This is a genomic window from Bariatricus massiliensis (assembly GCF_900086725.1).
Classification (GTDB): Bacteria; Bacillota; Clostridia; order Lachnospirales; family Lachnospiraceae; genus Allocoprococcus; species Allocoprococcus massiliensis.
The window spans coordinates 492,207-509,316 of record NZ_LT574838.1; the positions used below are offsets into that span (position 1 = coordinate 492,207).

The following is a 17,110-nucleotide window of genomic DNA, read 5'->3' on the forward strand; positions in this document are numbered from 1 at the left end:
TCTATTTAGTCTTTCTATCTTAGTCTTTCTCTTTTGTACTTCCTTTCACCAAAGGAATGCTCATCTGTTTCAGTTCCTCCTTCAGCCTCCCGTATCTGCTGCGGCTGACCGCCACTACAGTCCCGTCATCCAGCACGGCTTCATAGGTCTGCCCAAACTTTCCGGAACCCACCTCCCTGATATTATCAAGGGGAATAAGGAAGGACTGATGGCAGCGGAAGAAACGGTAGCCTGAAAAAATACGCTCAAGCTCTTCTAACGTAAAGGAGGTCTGATAGCATACCCCATCCCTCATATGTATCAATATCTTTCGCTTTTCCTTGCATATATAAAGAATCTCTCCCACCGTAAGAAATATATAGTCCGCTCCCGTCCGCACCGCGATTTTCTCTTCCTTGCCTGAATCTGCCTTCCTTTCCAGCCTCTCGAAAGTGCGGCCCATCCTCTTGATATCCACTGGCTTTGTCAAAAAATCCAACGGCTCGTACTCATAGCTTTCCAGCGCAAAATCTGCGTGCCCGGTGAGGAAGACGTAAGGTAATCCATTATAGTGTTCCTCAATATAGGAAGCCAGCCAAAATCCGCCCTCGTCAGGCATCTCTATATCAAGAAATGCAAGCTGTACAGGCCGGGTACGAAGTATCTCCCGGGCCGTCTCCACATTCTCCGCAAACAGAACCTGCTCCGGCTTCACATAACAGGAAAGCGCCGCAACGGAGTCCTCCGCCGCTATTGGCTGGTCGTCCACCAACAGTACATATCCCTCAAACATTATGATTTCTCCTTAACTACTCTCAATGGAATCTTTGCAACAAAATAGATAATATTTCCCTCCATCCTCGAATAGACCACGCCCCCATACCGGGATGCAAGAGCCTGTATGGACGCGATTCCAATTCCCTCATGCCCGATTTTGGATGACGTCCCTGCCTTGTACCCTTCCATAGGATTCTCCCGGACCGTTTCATTAGATACACTGATGAGGGCAAACTCGCCTCTTTTAAGAATCGTCAGATGGATTCCGTAAGACTTATCCGGCAGTGTTTCCGCCTCGTCCAAAGCATTCTGCAGCAGATTCCCGATAATCTTATTTGTCTCATATACTTTAGTCGCAATCTGCGACAGATTATTCTCGATAGATACCGTCAGGCCAATGCCCTCCTGAGCCGCCTTTCTTTGGAAGGAAAGAATCAGTGCACTTACCGCCGCGTCCTCAATAGTAAGCAGACTGTTGACAGCCACCGAGTCTTCCAGCAGCTCATCCAAATACCGCTCACAGCCGGCATAATCCTTTTTCAGCAGAAGGCCATGGAGCGTCTGCACATGAAAATTGTAATCATGGCGCTGGGAGCGTATCACACTCATATACGTCTGCATCTCATCCCGGTATTGTTTTTCCGTCGAAATAAGCACCTCGCCCTTGTAATTGCGAATCATCAGGCTGAACAGGCTGAGTCCGGCAAAAAGAGCGAATACCTCCAAAAGCGCAGCCGGCAGTGTGCAGTCACCAAACATCGGCAGGCTAAGGCTGACGCCAAAAACGGGAAACATCCACATCTTTCTCTCCGGCTCCATAAAAGCCTTCTCCCAGCCTGCGCCGGGCAGATTTTTCAGTATCTTCCCGGCAAAGGCGGCCACCCCGGAATACGCGGCAACCGTCAGCATCACGCGGAAAAACAAAGAGAGTACGCTCAGCCCTATAAACGCACCGGCCAAGACACGGAGTACGCCAAAACAGGCGCATGCTATACATATCACCGCTGTTGTATCGGCTCTTGTCCCCTCCGGCCGCATAATATACTGCATCACAACCAATATGTACACGATAAGAAAAAGGACGCATGCTCCCTCCGTCAGCACAAGGTCTACATTCAGACACCATGACAAGCCGCAGACAACACCGGCAATCAGGGAAAACACCACGCTGGGCCGCAGCCGTTTCTCCTCCCAGCCAAAAGCAACAAGGCAGGCAATGGCCCCACCCAATCCAAGAAATACATAATCGGCAATCAGCATGGTGTCTTCCTCCATTCAACTCATTTTTAATTTCTAAAGTATAGCACTCTCCCCTCTATTTTTCAACCTCTACGTCATGATATAAGAGCTCTGCAAGGTTCGCATATATCTGCTCCGCCTCCATTCCGCCCACAGACTCATGTACCAATTTTCCGTTGTGAAAATACTTAAACGCCGGAATTCCAAAAATTTTATACTCTCTGGCAAGCTTACGAAAATTGGATGTATTGACCTGCACAAAACGAATGAACGCCATATCATCCGCCACTTCCCGGTAATAAGGGGCAGTCGCCACGCAGGCGCCGCAGCTGTCGCCGTAAAAATCCACCATTACATACTCTGCTCCCTGCACTAACTCATCAAAATTACTCTCTGTCGCTTCTATTACTGCCATCCCTACACCTCCAAATATTTCTCAGCCTCTTTCATCAGGATATGAAACGTATGCTCCTGATACCGCTGTCCCTTATATAGTTCAAAGTCGCCCTGTTTCCTTAAGTTCTCTACACTTTCACTTCTCTGCGCCGCCATCTGCTCCAAAAGCTTCTCATAATCCTCCTCCGTCACAGCGAAGCCGTCCTTCTCACAGAAATAACAGTATATCACATTGGGGATATAATACCGCTCCTGCTCCAGCGCCATTTTTTCCAATGCCCCCTCCTTTGTCAAAACTGTCCCGTCCTGCTGCTTTCCCGGGTCTACGCCTGCCGCCTCAAATCCAAGGTACATCATTTTTGCACGGCTCTCGCACCATTCCTTCTTCTCCGCCTCATCCACGTAAAACCTGCTCTTTTCCATAATTTCTTCCAGCCAAAACTGGCAGATACGGATGCTGGCCTTATCTCTGTATTCCTTGTCATGCTCCTTGTGATACCAGCGTCTGTAATCTTCTTCCGTCCTCACATCCGGCAGATTCAGCATTGCGAAGAGCTTCTCATCCCCTGCCTCCACCACATTCTTCTTCAGGACCAGCTCCACCCTGAGGCGAAGCTTTTTTCCCCGGATTACACAGTCGAACTCCTCTCCTTTTTTCCTTCCCAAAACAGCTTTTTCCGCTTCTTCTGCTCCCGGCAGGGATCTTCCGGGAAAGAGAAGCACCGTCCGGCCTTCCCGGCTTCCATCCTGATTCGTCACGCAGACGCACCGGACACTGTATCCGTTCTCTATGCCGTCCTCTGTCTCCTCCTCGGTAGAATAGTCTCTCGCCAACGCCTCCAGTTCCCTGTCAATGTCACTCTCCGGAAACCGCCAATGCCTCAATTCCTCCGGCACCTCAAGCTGCGTATAATCATAGCATTCCGTCATTTTTGATTTCATCTTCTACTCTTCTCCTTCTCTTTTACCTTCCGCCCGTCCGGGCAAAAGTTCTATAGTATGCGCTCGTCCGGAGTAATTCCTCCGGCGGACCGCAAGCCTGAATATTTCCGTCTGTCAGGACAATCACCTGATCGGCGAATACTGTCGCAGAATAATTGTGCGCGATAAGGATCGTTGTCCTGCCCTGCATCAGATTACTGAGCGCCTCTGTCACCGCCTTTTCACTCTTTACATCCAGATTGCTGGTGGCCTCGTCCAAAAGAAGATAATCGGGATTGCGCATCATGGCTCTGGCAATGGCGATACACTGCTGCTGGCCGCCCGAGAAGTTGGAGCCTCCCGGACCCACCTGCGCGTCAAACTGTCCCGGCGTGGCCATGACAAAGTCATAGACATTTGCCATCTTCGCCACATGAATCAGTTCCTCCTCCGTCACATTCCGCTCCACGCCATACAAGATATTTTCCCGGACAGTTCCCGACAGAAGCGGCTTATCCTGAGACACGATAGCAAAACTTTTCCGCCATGCAGAAAGCTTAAATTCTCTTATGTCCCTGCCTCCAAAGTAAATACTTCCCTCAGTCGGGTCATACATCCGCTCCAAAAGCTTGAAGACCGTTGACTTTCCGGCCCCGTTTGTTCCAACAACAGCCGTAATCTTCCCTTTGGGAATCGTGCAGCTCAAATCATGCAGCACCGGTGTACTCTTATAGGCGAAGTCCACATGAGAAAGGATAATATCCGCATCCGCCACATCCATCTCCCGGCCGTCCTCCTTCTCCTCCTGTGCCTCCAAAATCTGCCCGATTTTTTTAACGATACCTGCATTCTGTAAAAAACTCCCGATGCTTGTACACAGAGCGCCAAGTCTCCCTACTGCCAGACCACAAAGTGTGTAAAATCCAATCAGCTTTCCTGTTGTCAGCTCACCGGCGGCAAGCAGCCGGCTTCCCAGCACGAAGGAAATCACAATCGTGATACAACCCATGATCTCCATGCCCGAAAGCTGAATCATGGAGGTGTAGCTTAAGAGAATGTCCGCTTTGCACTGCTTTCCAAGGAGTCCGCCCGCCTTCTTTTCCTCCCTGTCTTCCATGCGGAAGGCACGCATCAGCTTCATCCCCCGCACATGCTCCGCCAAATAGCCCATCACGGCGGCCAGTCTCGTTCTGGCTCCCGCTCCGGCAATGTACGTCAGCTTTCCATAAAGCCATGTGAAGAGTATCAGAAGCGGAATCACTCCCAAGCTGGCCAGCGCCATCTTGGACTGGAAGCTGAACAGCTTTTGGTAAGCCACAATCCCTGCATAAACGGATGTGAAGATTTCAATCAAGACTTGAAAATAACTGCCCGCACTGTCCACATCTGTCGTCACACGGGTTACCAGCTCATTTGCATTATCTGTATCGTAATAGCTGGTGGGAAGATGCATCATCTTATTCCATACCCTCAGCCGCACCTCTAAATTCACCTTCTGCAGGAGCAGCCCTGTAAGATAGGTGAATGCAATGGTGATTGCTCCGGTAATGACCTGAAATTCAATATAACGAATCAGCTCGTCTGTCTTAATGGCGTTTTGCGTGCCGTCAATAATAGACGCGGTGATCGTGATGGCTTCCACCTCCACATGCGATTTGATCATAGAGATCACAAGCACCAGCGAAATAAGAAACCATGGCATCTTTATTCCCTTAAAGATTTTTGTATATCCTTTAATCTGTTTTATCATTGTGCCGCCTCCTTCTCTGACTGACAGACAGCAATAAGTTCCATGAAGGCCTCACACTTTCCATACAGCTCCCTGTAATTTCCGCAGCCCTCCAGCACGCCATTATGCAGCACCAAAATCTGATCCACTCTCTCCAAAAGGGACAAATCATGAGTGACGATAATCTTCGTCTTATCCGGAAATGTCTCAAAAATCGTATCCTGTACCATCTGAGCAGCCGCTGCGTCAAGCGCCGAGGTAGGTTCATCGAAAAGAATAATATCCGCCCCACGCATAAATTCCCTTGTAAGCACCAGCTTTTGTCTCTGTCCTCCCGACATGGAGGTTCCCCCGGGCGCCACAAGTGTGTCTAAACCCGCATCCCATTTTCTCAGAATATCCGCAAATCCTGTTTTTTCGGCTGCTTTCCAAATGTCCGCATCGGATACCGCATCGTGCAGTCCATAGGTGATTGCTTCCCGCACCGTACCGCTGAAAATATCGGCCCCCTGCTGCACGTACCCTATCTGTCCTCTCAGCCCGCCGAGCGCGAGCTGTGACGCCGGAATTCCCCCCACAGTCACCGTCCCGCCCTGCGGCTCATAAAACCGCTCCAAAAGGCTTAAGGTTGTGCTTTTCCCACTTCCGCAAAGTCCGATGACTGCCGTGGTCTTCCCTTCCGGTATCTTAAAGCTTATATCTGTCAGTGCCTTCTTGTCTCCATAAGAGAAAGATACCTGTTCAAAACAAATCTCCGTTCCCTGTATATCCGTCCTCCCTTTCCCGGGATCATCCTCTTCGGGCGCGCGTAAAAGCTTCGCCGTACGGACCAGTATACCTTGAATTGTCTTTAGCTGCATCCAGTAATCGATCACATTGGAAAATGCGGTGGACAGCGTCCCCGAGAACATATAGAATGCCACCCACTGCTGGATAGTTATCGTTCCTTTTTTCAAAAGAACAACGCCAAACACCATGACAATGATTGTCTGCGCCATTCCAATCAGTGTGCCCAATCCTGTAATCACACAATTCAGCTTATTCACCTTCATATTGGCATCAAACAAATGGTGGGACGCTCTTTCTCCGTTTTCCAGCTCATTTTCTTCATTCGTATAGGTCTTAATCAGCGTCAGGTTTCTTACTCTCTCCGCCAAGTAGGCCGTCAAGCCGCCAATCCGCTGAAACACGCCGAACTGTGTCTTATACTGCCACTTTCCAATAAAGACTGCATAAAGAATCTTTACCGGAAGAAGGAGAAATACGGACAGCATCAGCCAAATATTGTAGGAGGAAATCGTCCGCAAGGCCACCACCATATAATAGATGGTAGGCAGAAATCCTACCAAAAACCCTACCAAATATTCTGACGCTAGCGTTGCGTCGTTCGTTATTGTACTCATCAGATTGGAAGGGTCGTTTTGGTCGTAATACTCCATCCGCACATGGAGCATTTTCTTCCATATAACCCGCCTCACATTCCGCGCCGCCACGTGCCTTGCCGGAGAGCGCAGCGCCACATCCGCACAGAGCACTATGGTAAACAATACGTAAAACATAAGGGCATCCCACAGAACCTTGTTGTCCGTACTTCCGCTCATAAGCCCTGCCGTCACCGTGGGAAGAGTCAGCATGACCTTGTTATACAAAAAATTGCAGGCGAATGCGATGACAATCCAATGCCAGGGCAGACGCATTTTCCTGATCACATAAATAAAATCCTTCCAAACTCCCTTCCCTGACTTCTCTTTTTTTACTTTCTCACTCACTCGTGTCTCCTCTCTTCGCTATGTTGCTTCCCCGATTTCGTTATAGTTTTGGAGTCCTTTTGAAACAAAGTGGACAAGTCCACTTCAACTCCCTATATCCCTCACTCATGAGGGACTTGTACACTGTGTGCATCCCCGGAGGGTTTTCCTGTATAACAGGGAAAAGGCAGACAGAACAGTCTCTGCCTGCCTTTTCCGTAAAATACTAATAATCTGTCAAGCCATTCGAATCTTTCATCGTCTTGGCATAAGAGTCTATTGTCTCATCCGGCATCGCCCCATTTGATGCAAGGGAGATGAGCGTCGCCTGAAGCTGGTCCCCGTCCACGACAGAGAACAGCACGTTCCCTTCCTGAGTCACCTCTAATCCCTGTGAGGTATAGAACTCGGCCAGCGACTGCGCCATCGCTTCGTCGGGCGCAACGTAATAGTCATACTCTCTTGCCGCTTCCCCGTCCTTTGCGTAAATAATCATGTAAACCTTTGTAGCCTCATACCCAAAATTCTTCATATCGGTAAGCAGCTTACAGCCTTCCTCTCCTACCAGCACAAAGCGCTGGTCGAAGTCCAAATCCTCCGGGTCTGCGAAGGTGTAGTTTTCCGTCATTGCAAGGCTGAAATTCTTATCGACCGTTTCCTTCTTTTCCCCGGAACCATCCTCTTTCGTCCCCAGCCCGCAGGCCGTCATGGAAAGGCAGAGTCCCAGACAGAGAACCGCCGCTATGATCTTTTTCTTCATTATTTTGTCTCTCCTTCTTTTTCATTTTCATCGTTCAGCTGATATTTCTTCTTAGCCAATTCGATATACTCTGTTATAGACATCTCCGTCTCCGGCTGACTGCCTATTTGGCTGCCCATCAGTCTCAGACGCTCCTCCGGCTTCATCTCCCGGCAGATTACCTGTCCCTCTGCGACAGCACAATAATACTCTGTCACCATTTTATCTTCTTTGACGTAGATTATCAAATAAATCTCCGATATCTGTTTCTGCTCCTGTTCAGACAGCGCTTTCGCCAGCTCGCCTGCGCCATCGCCCTTTAGTATCACCCGACGGTCAAACTCCAGTTTCTCCGGGTTTTTGTAAAGGTACTCCGGAGTAATTTGAATCTCACAGAACGGATCGTCTGTGGACGGGTCGGTTTCCGTCAGACTGGTGTCTCCGGCCGTGGACGGGTCAAACGCTTCCTCTGCTTCTGTCTCCTTCGTTTCCCCGCTGTCTGCTGCCGCCTGATCCACGGAAGGAATCCCGTCATCCGGCGTTATCTCCGTCTCGTCCTTTATCTCTTCCTCCGCCACGGCTCCTGCCTGTGCCGGATCAAAACTCTCGTTCCCGCCGCAGTCCTCTTCTGTATCCACTTCAGGCGACTCCGCCTCAGCATTCTTTATCGTCTCTGTCAGTCCCTTTGCGTCAAAGAACAGTACGTCCGTGTACAGCCTCGTGCCAAATGTGGCTGCCCCTTCCCTGCCGTTCTTTGTCACCTCTGTCATGCTCATAGCCAAAAACATATCTTTTAAATATCCTTTTGGAGTAGGCTCCGACAGGAACGCTGCATACTGGTCAATCGTTGTCTGTATATCTGCATTCTTCAGCAATACCACATTTCCTTTGGCTTCACCCCCGGCGGCTGCTGCAAAGGCTTCGGCCTTTTCCTCATCCTCCATCACATAGGCCTTGACTTCATAGACAGCCGTCTCTCCTGCACAGTACATGATCTCGTAGAAATCTGTCACTTTATTTCCCGCTCCGCCCTGAGCTGCCCACATACAGTTCTCGTCTCCATAGAGAACGTAGCGCTTATCATAGGTCAATCCTCCGGGCAGTTCCTGTGCTTCCTCGTATGTATAACTGTCGCTCATCGTTACCGGGAACGCCCTCGCCTGTGAGGTGCCCGCAAGTGCACTTGGATTCGGATTCTTAAAGAAACGATAGCCTTCCAGCGTTCCAAGCGCCTCCATATACTCTTCGGGGGTTCCTGTCTCCGGCGCATAATACGGAATCATTTGATTCAGCATATTCATGTCCATTTTCATGACTGCGACTCTGCCCGTCACCGTAACCGTCCCCATCATAGAATCGTAGGTACTTTTAATGCTCTCTGCATTCTTTGTGTCAGCCGCATCATAGCAGCGGTAAGCTTCTGCAATCTGATCTCCTGAGAGATAATAGACATCATAGATCGCATTGGCCTGAATCCCGGCCATGCCGAGTCCCATGACAGCCCCACTATTCTTATCGGCATAGAGCACATATCTTTCATCATAGTCCAGTCCTTCAGGCTCCTCAAAGCTGTACAGATTGGTAATGGCAACCGGGAATACTGCCTCCGGATCTGTCTTTGCCTGTGCTATGTCACCTGTAAGCTGTTCCGCCTTCACCTCTGCGCTGATTTCTTCCACCGGTTCCTCCGGGGGATTGGGATTCTTGAAGAAACGATAGCCTTCCGTCGATATTATCGCCTTCATATATGCTTCTGGCGTCCCTTCCGGCGCATAAAACGGAATCATTTCGTTCAGCATATCCATATTCAGCTTCAGAACCGCGACTCTGCCCGTCACGGCAGCCGTCCCCATCATAGGGTCGTAAGTGTTCTTAACCTGCTTTGCATCTGCCTCGCCTGCCGCATCATAACAGCGGTACGCCTCCACAATCTTTCCCTCTGAAAGATAATAGATGTCGTACACTGCATTCAGTGTAGCTCCTATCTGTGAGCCCGCCTGAACCACTCCGCTGTCCGCCCCGCCGTATAATACATATCTTTCCTCATACGCCAGTCCTTCAGGATCTGTAAAGGTGTACTTATCCGTGAGGGAAACAGGAAACGTCGTTTTAACCGTCGCTTTTGCTTCCTCTGCTTTGTCTGTCAGCTGCTCCGCCGTAACCGGCGTGCTTTTCTCTGTCTGTACAGGCGGTGTATCCGGCGTGTCCGGTGTGTCCGGTGTATCCGGTGTACTCGGCGTGTCCGGCGTGCTCGGCGTGTCCGGCGTGCTCGGCGTATTTCCGCCGTTGTTTCCACTACTGCTGCCGGAGGAGGATGGCTTATACTCACTCATCCCGCCGAAGTAGAACTGCATTCCCAAATAGGCCTCCGCTGTTTCCGATTTGATGACCCCGCTTTTATAGTATGTAGAGATGGACTTCTGCACATAGCTTCCTGAGGAATATACATATGCCACATCGCCCCATCGTCCACAGCTTAAGCCGCCTCCGTTATAAGCTGACGCCCATTTGGACACCAGCCCCTGCGCATCCGATTCGCTGGACATCACATAGCATTCATACTGTCCGGCGGCCTTTCCGCCCTTGGTATACAGTACCACATATGCGCCCTTACAACTGCCGCCTGCCGCAGCCGCCTTTTTGGCCGGGATGCAGTCAGAGCCGCCATAGAGGACGTACCGCTTGTCAAAGCTCAGTCCCGACGGATCGGAGAAGGTACACAAATCACTCATCTTAATACTGTAGCTGTTTGAGGCGCTGGTGCCGCTCACCTGTGCGCCGCCAGAATCCACATACCCATTGGTTTGGGTTGCTCCGGCTCCGCCGTTGTCTCCGTCTGCACCGTCTTCTCCGCCTGTACCGCCTGCGTCCGCTGCAAATTCGTCCTCGTCGTCCGAGAGCCCGTCTACAATGTCGGCCAGCGGAGTCTTTTCCAGTAATTCCTTCAGTCCGCCATTTTTGGCAGTCAGCAGAACTACCGCCACAATTACGCACACAGCCAAAGCTCCTGTGACGCCTATTATTATCTTAGTTCGTTTCTTCATTTTGGGCCTCCCTTTTCCTCATACTTCTAAAACTCGCGCCATTTCATCTTTGTGATTCTACCACGAAGACATTTGTCCGTACAATACGGTATGTCTATTCCGCTGTTTTGGATGTCTGTTTGGCATTTCAGAGGGATTCTCTCTCATCCGGAAGGATATGCGCAGCGTCCAGCGCCTCCGCTCCTGCCAGTACGCACACTGCCGCTTCCGCACATATTTTATCCAATAGTATACTTGCCTGTTCCAGCTCCTCTTTCGTCGTATGAAGAATTTCCTTCTTTTCCTTTTGCCGCATCCCCTCTGTCACCCCGGCAAGATAATTTTCTGCAGCCTGCATTCCCTTTTGGCGGAGGCTGAGAAGGGGTTCTATGGAGGCAACGGCGCTGATAAGATAACGCTCTATTTTTTCGCCGCTTTCACACAGCTTCCGCAACGCCGCCCCGGCTCCGTCATAGACGTTCAGGGACGCTGCCGCATCCGGATCCCGGAAGCTGGTAAACATCACCTCTCCGGTTTGAGATACAGAAAGCCTTGTCCCATATGCCCCTCCTCTTATCCGGATGTTATCCCACAGATAACCATAGGACAGTATCTTTGCCGCAACCAGCATGGCGCCGTTTCTTTTGGCTCCCAGCATGCCCAGATGGCCTCCCTTAACGGCAAAACCAATCTGTGCCGGAATTAACAGCCCCCGTTTTGCCGGCCCGGACAGCGCGTATTCCGGTCTCTGTCCCGGAGCTTTTCCGTCAGGCAGCACAGAGAGTAATTTGGATGTCCACTGCCCGGATATGTGGCCCGTGACGGACAGCGTGACCCTTGCCTTTACAAACACTCTCCGGCAGAGCCGTTCCAGCTCCTGCACCAATTCTTCCCCCTCCTCTGCAAAATTCTTCTCCTTTTGTTTCAACCACCGCAGCATGCTGATTCCCCGCATTGCCTCTTTTGCTGCGCCCGGGGCAGAAAAACCGGCGGCCGCCTGCATACTTCCATAGCTGTCTCCGTACATCAGCACATGATTCTCCATGCTGATTGCAAACTGCCGTATCCGGTTATATATATAAGAAGAATTATGGAAAACCGAGTGATTCAGTACTTCGTCCGTCATCCTTACTGCGTCCTCCAGCTTTTCCTGTAAGACGGATACATACACGGCAAAATACGGATTGCACAGATTCAGATTCCCTTTTACGTCGAACACATCCGTACCCGTTTGGAACCGTCCAAGGTTTGCGTCCAATTCTGCCTGAAGGGAGAGGGTGTCAAAGTGCTCCGTCTCCGTCTGCCCCAGCAGTGTCTGCAAAAAGGTCAGGGCATGCAGCTCCTCCGGCGTCATATCTTCCAGCGAAAAATAATATGCAATATGCACAATCCCTTCTGTCTCCAAAGGGTGGTAAAGTACCTTTCTTCCCTCCATTTCTTTCACGATCTGTGGTATTGTGTCTCTCTCCTCCGGTATATCTGAAAGAGACAACGTCGGGAGTGTCGCCAGTTTCTCCCCGGCGTCGGGCGTCATCTGCTTTTGTCTCAGCCGGACGAGTTCCTGAATCACCTGCTCCTTCTCCCTGTCCGTCCAGCCTTTTTTCACTTCCTCCAAACGGCGCCTCTCTCTTTCCCTGTTTTCTTTTCCCACCATTGCGGAGGGTTCCAGCGCAACGCTTGCACAGTGATTATTTTCCAGCAGGTTTTCCCTGATGAATTTTTCAAAGTACCCTTCCTCCACCTTATGAATCAGGTCAGAAACCGGCTGTTCCAAACAGAGCTGCTGCGCCGGGTCTCCGCCATAGAGACAGCTGTCCAGCATTTTCAGCACATTACTGATGCCCGGTGTGAATCCTCCTGCTTCTTTTTCCTTTTCCATGAACCTCATGCGCTGCAGAACCGCTTTCAGCCTTTCATGCTCCAAACCACCTTCTGCCAGCTCCTCCAGCGTCCGCTGCACAGTATCCCATACCTCTTTCTCTTTTTCCGGTGTGGTGTTCCTGACAACCAAAAATGCACAGGGCTGAAGGATGCTTCCTCTCTCGGAAAATTCCACGTCTGCGGCCAACCCATTCTCCAACAGAGCTTTTTTTAATGGTGCGTCGTTTGAAGAGCAAAGCATCTGTCCAAGCGCGCGGCAGGCCAGCACCTTCTCCGGTTCGTCAAAACGCCCGTACACCCAGCCCTTAGCCAGCAGCATGCGGGAAACACCGTCTTCTCCCTCCCCAATCTCATAAGTGATTCTCTGTATGCCGGGGCTTACCGGGCTCTGCATGGGAATGCCGGCGTCTGTCTCCTGCCTGTCATAGCCGGAGACCGCGCCGCCTATTTTTTCAAGTACGGCCTCTATATCCACATCACCGTCCAAAATAAACCATGCATTGGACGGATGATAAAACTTCCGGTGCGCCGCCGTATACTGCTCATAGGATAATTGGGGAATCGCCTCCGGCGCCCCGCCTGACTGGAAGCGGTAACAGTTGTCCGGGAACAATCGTTTATTCAGCTCACTGTCAATTAATGTGTCCGGCGAGGCGTATACCCCTTTCATTTCATTGTACACGACACCGTTCAGGGTGAGCTCCTCTGCGCCCTCCGTCAGTTCATAATGCCAGCCCTCCTGCCGGAAGATTTCTTCTTTGGATACGCACAGTGGATGCAGCACCGCATCCAAATATACATCCATCAGATTCAGAAAATCCTGACGGTTCCTGCTGCTTACCGGATAAACGGTTTTATCCGGGAATGTAAATGCATTGATAAATGTCTGAAGGGAACTTTTTATCAACTCCACAAAGGGTTTACTTACCGGATATTTTTCTGACCCACACAGGACGGAGTGCTCCAAAATGTGAAAAACTCCCGTATCGTCGCATGGAATTGTTTTAAAGGCCGCCGCAAAGGTCTGATTTTCCTCCTCCCTCTCTAACCATAAAACGCGGGCTCCATTCTTTTCATAACACATCTCCCATAGAATGGCCTTTAGCTCCGTCAACTCTCTTCTCTTCTCCACGGTAAAACCATATTTGGCTGCCGCCTGTTCTGCCTGTTGTTTTTTCGTGCTTATACTCATGTCACATCTCCTTATGGTACATTCTTAATTGTAAGCATAAAAAAAAGGGAGCGCATGGTCAATATGCTCTGTTTATTCGACATATTTCTATGTCTGTTTGGCAGTTTCAACTAATCTTGCTTTTAGCTGCTTGACTTTTCAAAAAAATATGCTATATTAGTTGTATTCATACGACTGACGGAAGTGGAATTGACCACAGGAAGTATGAGATGATTATTTAGCCGACCGTCTGGGCATACTAAGCTCAGATGACGGCTTTTTTTATTCTTTTTTTATCATAGAAAGCAAAAGCCGCCTGAGCCCAAGAGTTACTGACAATGTACATGAACATTCCGACTCAGGAAATGTTCCACCCACTTAAGGAGGAAAAATAATATGATGCAGAAAGAACAATGGCAGGGTTTTGCAGGACGTCTTTGGAAGGAGGAAATCAATTTACGTGACTTCATTCAGAACAATTATGTCCCTTACGAAGGTGACGCTTCTTTCCTCGCCGGGCCTACGGAATCGACCAATCAGTTATGGGAGAAGCTTCAAGAGCTGCAGAAAGAGGAACGCGCCAAAGGCGGCGTACTTGACATGGACACGGAGATTGTCTCCACTCTCACCTCGCATAAGCCCGGATATATCAGCGAAGAGCTGAAGGACAAGGAAGCCGTGGTAGGCCTTCAGACAGACAAACCACTGAAGCGTGCTTTTATGCCTTTCGGCGGAATCAAGATGGCGGAGGATGCCTGCAAGACTTATGGCTATACCCCCAATCCGGATTTTCATAAAATTTTTACAGAATATCATACGACCCACAATCAAGGTGTGTTCGACGCCTATACACCAGAGATGAAAAAGGCGCGCCATAACAAAATCATCACAGGCCTTCCGGATACTTACGGACGAGGCCGTATCGTAGGTGATTACCGTCGTGTAGCCCTCTATGGAATTGACTTGTTAATGGAGATGAAAAAGGAAGATTTAACTAACTGCGGCTATGGCTCCATGCGTGACAGCGTCATCCGCCAGCGGGAAGAACTCTCCATGCAGCTCCGTGCACTTCAGGGAATGAAGGACATGGCCGCAGGCTATGGTTTCGATATCTCAGAACCCGCATCCAACGCAAAGGAAGCCGCACAATGGCTGTATTTCGGTTATTTGGCCGCAATCAAGACGCAGAACGGCGCCGCCATGAGCGTGGGACGTATCTCTACTTTCCTCGACATTTACATTCAAAGAGATATGCAGAAAGGCATCCTGACCGAATCCGAGGCACAGGAGCTGATCGATCATATGACCATGAAGTTCCGCATGGTCAAATTCGCCCGCATTCCTTCCTACAACCAGCTCTTCTCCGGCGACCCGGTATGGGCGACACTGGAAGTGGGCGGCCTCGGACAAGACGGACGGTCTATGGTCACAAAGACTGATTACCGCTTCCTTCACACACTGGAAAATATGGGGCCTTCGCCGGAGCCGAATCTGACCGTGCTGTACTCCGAGCGCCTTCCTGAGAATTTCAAGGATTACGCCGCCTATATTTCCATTGAGACCAGCTCTATCCAGTACGAAAACGACGATGTGATGCGTCCAATCTGGGGGGACGACTACTCTATCTGCTGCTGTGTGTCAGCCACACAGACAGGAAAAGAGATGCAGTTCTTCGGAGCCCGCGCAAATCTCGCAAAATGCCTGCTCTACGCAATCAACGGCGGAATCGACGAAAAATCAAAAGAGCAGGTGGGCCCGGATTATAGACCGATTTCTTCCGAGTATCTGGACTACGATGAAGTGATGAAAAAATACGATAAGATGATGGACTGGCTGGCCGGATTGTATGTGAACATTCTGAATCTTATTCAATATATGCATGATAAGTACTACTACGAATCAGCCTTGATGGCGCTCATCGACACAGACGTGAGACGTACCTTCGCCACCGGAATCGCGGGCTTCTCACACGTAGTTGACTCCCTGAGCGCAATCAAATATGCCAAGGTTAAAACGATTCGCGATGAGAACGGTCTGGTAGTTGACTATGAGACCATCGGAGATTTTCCAAAGTACGGAAACGATGACGACCGGGCGGATGATATCGCAGTATGGCTCTTACAAACTTTTATGAAAAAACTGAAAAAGCATCATACCTATCGGGATTCTGAACCTACTACTTCTATCCTGACTATCACTTCCAATGTGGTATACGGAAAGGCTACCGGCGCCCTCCCCGATGGAAGAAAGGCAGGAGCACCGCTGGCGCCAGGCGCGAACCCAAGCTATGGCGCAGAGCAGAACGGACTGCTCGCCTCTTTGAATTCTGTGGCGAAACTGCCTTATGAATGGGCCCTCGACGGAATCTCCAATACCCAGACTATCAATCCGGATGCAATCGGCCACTCAGAGGAAGAGCGGATACAGAATCTGGTACACATTATGGACGGTTATTTTAAACAGGGCGCCCATCACCTGAACGTCAATGTGTTTGGTGTAGAAAAGCTGATCGACGCCATGGAGCATCCTGAAAAAGAGGAATATGCCAACTTTACTATCCGCGTCTCTGGTTACGCCGTAAAATTCATCGACTTGACCCGGGAACAGCAGCTGGACGTTATTGCCAGAACCTGCCACACTACCGTCTAAGATGAGAGGGGCACTATGATGCAGTCAAATCAACTAAGTCACAAAAAGGGACTTGTCCATTCCACGGAAAGCTTCGGCTCCGTGGATGGGCCCGGTGTAAGATTTCTTATCTTTTTACAGGGCTGTGGCATGCGCTGCCAATTCTGCCACAATCCCGACACATGGAAGGCCACGGCGCCCGGCAGTGAACCGTCTCCTTCTACACTCTGCTCAAACTCCGGCTCCACATGGATGAGCGCGGATGAGCTCTTGTCAAAGGCACTGCGCTACCGCTCTTATTGGGGGCAAAAGGGTGGGATTACCGTAAGCGGAGGCGAGCCTCTCCTGCAGATTGATTTTCTTCTGGAGTTATTTCAAAAGGCGAAAGCTTCCGGCATCCATACCACCTTGGACACCTCCGGCGGCCCGTTCACAAAGAGTGAACCCTTTTTTTCAAAATTCCAAGAGCTGATGCAATACACGGATTTGCTTCTCTTGGATATCAAGCATATTGACGAGGAGCAGCACCGCATTCTCACCGGGCACAGCAATCAAAACATTCTGGAGCTGGCTTCCTATTTATCCGACATCGGAAAACCCGTGTGGATCCGCCATGTGTTGGTGCCTGAGCGAAGTGATTATGATAAATATCTGACACGTCTGGACGCTTTTATCCGTACGCTCAACAATGTACAGCGTGTGGAAGTTCTGCCTTATCACACACTGGGCGCTTACAAATGGAAAGAGCTGGGGTACGACTACCCGCTGGACGGTATCGCTCCCCCAACGGAAGAAAGGGTGGCAAATGCATGCCGCCTGCTTCATACAGAAACATACAAGGGATATCTGGACTAAGTCCGATATCCCTTGTATTGTTTA

At 50.1% G+C, this 17,110-nt stretch carries 11 protein-coding genes and 1 riboswitch; of the genes, 2 read left to right on the plus strand and 9 right to left on the minus strand.

From position 1 onward, the window contains the following. Window positions 1-19 precede the first annotated feature (19 nt). The 9 genes from BN6465_RS13925 to BN6465_RS13965 form a co-directional block, all read right to left on the minus strand. Window positions 20-772, minus strand: coding sequence for a LytR/AlgR family response regulator transcription factor (locus BN6465_RS13925; RefSeq protein ID WP_066736328.1), 753 nt, complete (start codon window positions 770-772; stop codon window positions 20-22). After that, entirely contained in the window at window positions 772-2,016 is a 1,245-nt protein-coding gene (locus tag BN6465_RS13930) for a sensor histidine kinase (protein ID WP_066736330.1), read from the minus strand. The genes BN6465_RS13925 and BN6465_RS13930 overlap by 1 nt, the downstream gene beginning before the upstream one ends. Before the next feature lie 55 nt (window positions 2,017-2,071). After that, window positions 2,072-2,410, minus strand: coding sequence for a thioredoxin family protein (locus BN6465_RS13935; protein WP_066736332.1), 339 nt, complete (start codon window positions 2,408-2,410; stop codon window positions 2,072-2,074). 2 nt (window positions 2,411-2,412) lie between these two features. Beyond that, window positions 2,413-3,333, minus strand: coding sequence for a trigger factor (locus BN6465_RS13940; RefSeq protein WP_066736335.1), 921 nt, complete (start codon window positions 3,331-3,333; stop codon window positions 2,413-2,415). A gap of 22 nt (window positions 3,334-3,355) precedes the next feature. Next, window positions 3,356-5,062 (minus strand): ABC transporter ATP-binding protein, encoded by a 1,707-nt coding sequence (locus tag BN6465_RS13945; RefSeq protein ID WP_066736338.1) that lies wholly within the window; start codon window positions 5,060-5,062, stop codon window positions 3,356-3,358. Next, a complete protein-coding gene (locus BN6465_RS13950) occupies window positions 5,059-6,810 on the minus strand; it encodes an ABC transporter ATP-binding protein (RefSeq protein ID WP_066736340.1) in 1,752 nt (583 codons plus the stop codon). Before BN6465_RS13950 ends, BN6465_RS13945 begins: the two co-directional genes overlap by 4 nt. A gap of 205 nt (window positions 6,811-7,015) precedes the next feature. After that, on the minus strand, window positions 7,016-7,549 hold the full coding sequence (locus BN6465_RS13955) for a hypothetical protein (protein WP_066736342.1): 534 nt from the start codon (window positions 7,547-7,549) through the stop codon (window positions 7,016-7,018). After that, complete coding sequence (locus tag BN6465_RS13960) at window positions 7,549-10,572, minus strand: hypothetical protein (RefSeq protein ID WP_066736348.1); 3,024 nt, start codon at window positions 10,570-10,572, stop codon at window positions 7,549-7,551. The genes BN6465_RS13955 and BN6465_RS13960 overlap by 1 nt, the downstream gene beginning before the upstream one ends. 127 nt (window positions 10,573-10,699) lie before the next feature. Continuing rightward, on the minus strand, window positions 10,700-13,624 hold the full coding sequence (locus BN6465_RS13965) for an insulinase family protein (RefSeq protein ID WP_066736350.1): 2,925 nt from the start codon (window positions 13,622-13,624) through the stop codon (window positions 10,700-10,702). A gap of 160 nt (window positions 13,625-13,784) precedes the next feature. Continuing rightward, a riboswitch (ZMP/ZTP riboswitch) is annotated at window positions 13,785-13,866 on the plus strand. Window positions 13,867-13,999: 133 nt separating this feature from the next. Here BN6465_RS13965 and pflB point away from each other — a divergent pair. Together pflB and pflA are read left to right on the plus strand one after the other, a co-directional pair. Then, window positions 14,000-16,252 carry a formate C-acetyltransferase gene (pflB, locus tag BN6465_RS13970; RefSeq protein WP_066736351.1) on the plus strand — a complete coding sequence of 751 codons (2,253 nt, stop codon included), beginning with the start codon at window positions 14,000-14,002 and terminating at the stop codon, window positions 16,250-16,252. 15 nt (window positions 16,253-16,267) lie between these two features. Then, the gene (gene pflA, locus BN6465_RS13975; RefSeq protein ID WP_154670263.1) at window positions 16,268-17,086 is read left to right on the plus strand and encodes a pyruvate formate-lyase-activating protein; all 819 of its coding nucleotides are present in this window, start codon (window positions 16,268-16,270) and stop codon (window positions 17,084-17,086) included. Window positions 17,087-17,110: the final 24 nt, after the last annotated feature.

What these genes read in the sequence shown, in the direction of transcription:
- BN6465_RS13925 (WP_066736328.1), bottom strand. Translation starts at nt 772, where the DNA reads ATGTTTGAGGGATATGTACTGTTGGTGGACGACCAGCCAATAGCGGCG.
- BN6465_RS13930 (WP_066736330.1), bottom strand. Translation starts at nt 2,016, where the DNA reads ATGCTGATTGCCGATTATGTATTTCTTGGATTGGGTGGGGCCATTGCC.
- BN6465_RS13935 (WP_066736332.1), bottom strand. Translation starts at nt 2,410, where the DNA reads ATGGCAGTAATAGAAGCGACAGAGAGTAATTTTGATGAGTTAGTGCAG.
- BN6465_RS13940 (WP_066736335.1), bottom strand. Translation starts at nt 3,333, where the DNA reads ATGAAATCAAAAATGACGGAATGCTATGATTATACGCAGCTTGAGGTG.
- BN6465_RS13945 (WP_066736338.1), bottom strand. Translation starts at nt 5,062, where the DNA reads ATGATAAAACAGATTAAAGGATATACAAAAATCTTTAAGGGAATAAAG.
- BN6465_RS13955 (WP_066736342.1), bottom strand. Translation starts at nt 7,549, where the DNA reads ATGAAGAAAAAGATCATAGCGGCGGTTCTCTGTCTGGGACTCTGCCTT.
- BN6465_RS13960 (WP_066736348.1), bottom strand. Translation starts at nt 10,572, where the DNA reads ATGAAGAAACGAACTAAGATAATAATAGGCGTCACAGGAGCTTTGGCT.
- BN6465_RS13965 (WP_066736350.1), bottom strand. Translation starts at nt 13,624, where the DNA reads ATGAGTATAAGCACGAAAAAACAACAGGCAGAACAGGCGGCAGCCAAA.
- pflB (WP_066736351.1), top strand. Translation starts at nt 14,000, where the DNA reads ATGATGCAGAAAGAACAATGGCAGGGTTTTGCAGGACGTCTTTGGAAG.
- pflA (WP_154670263.1), top strand. Translation starts at nt 16,268, where the DNA reads ATGATGCAGTCAAATCAACTAAGTCACAAAAAGGGACTTGTCCATTCC.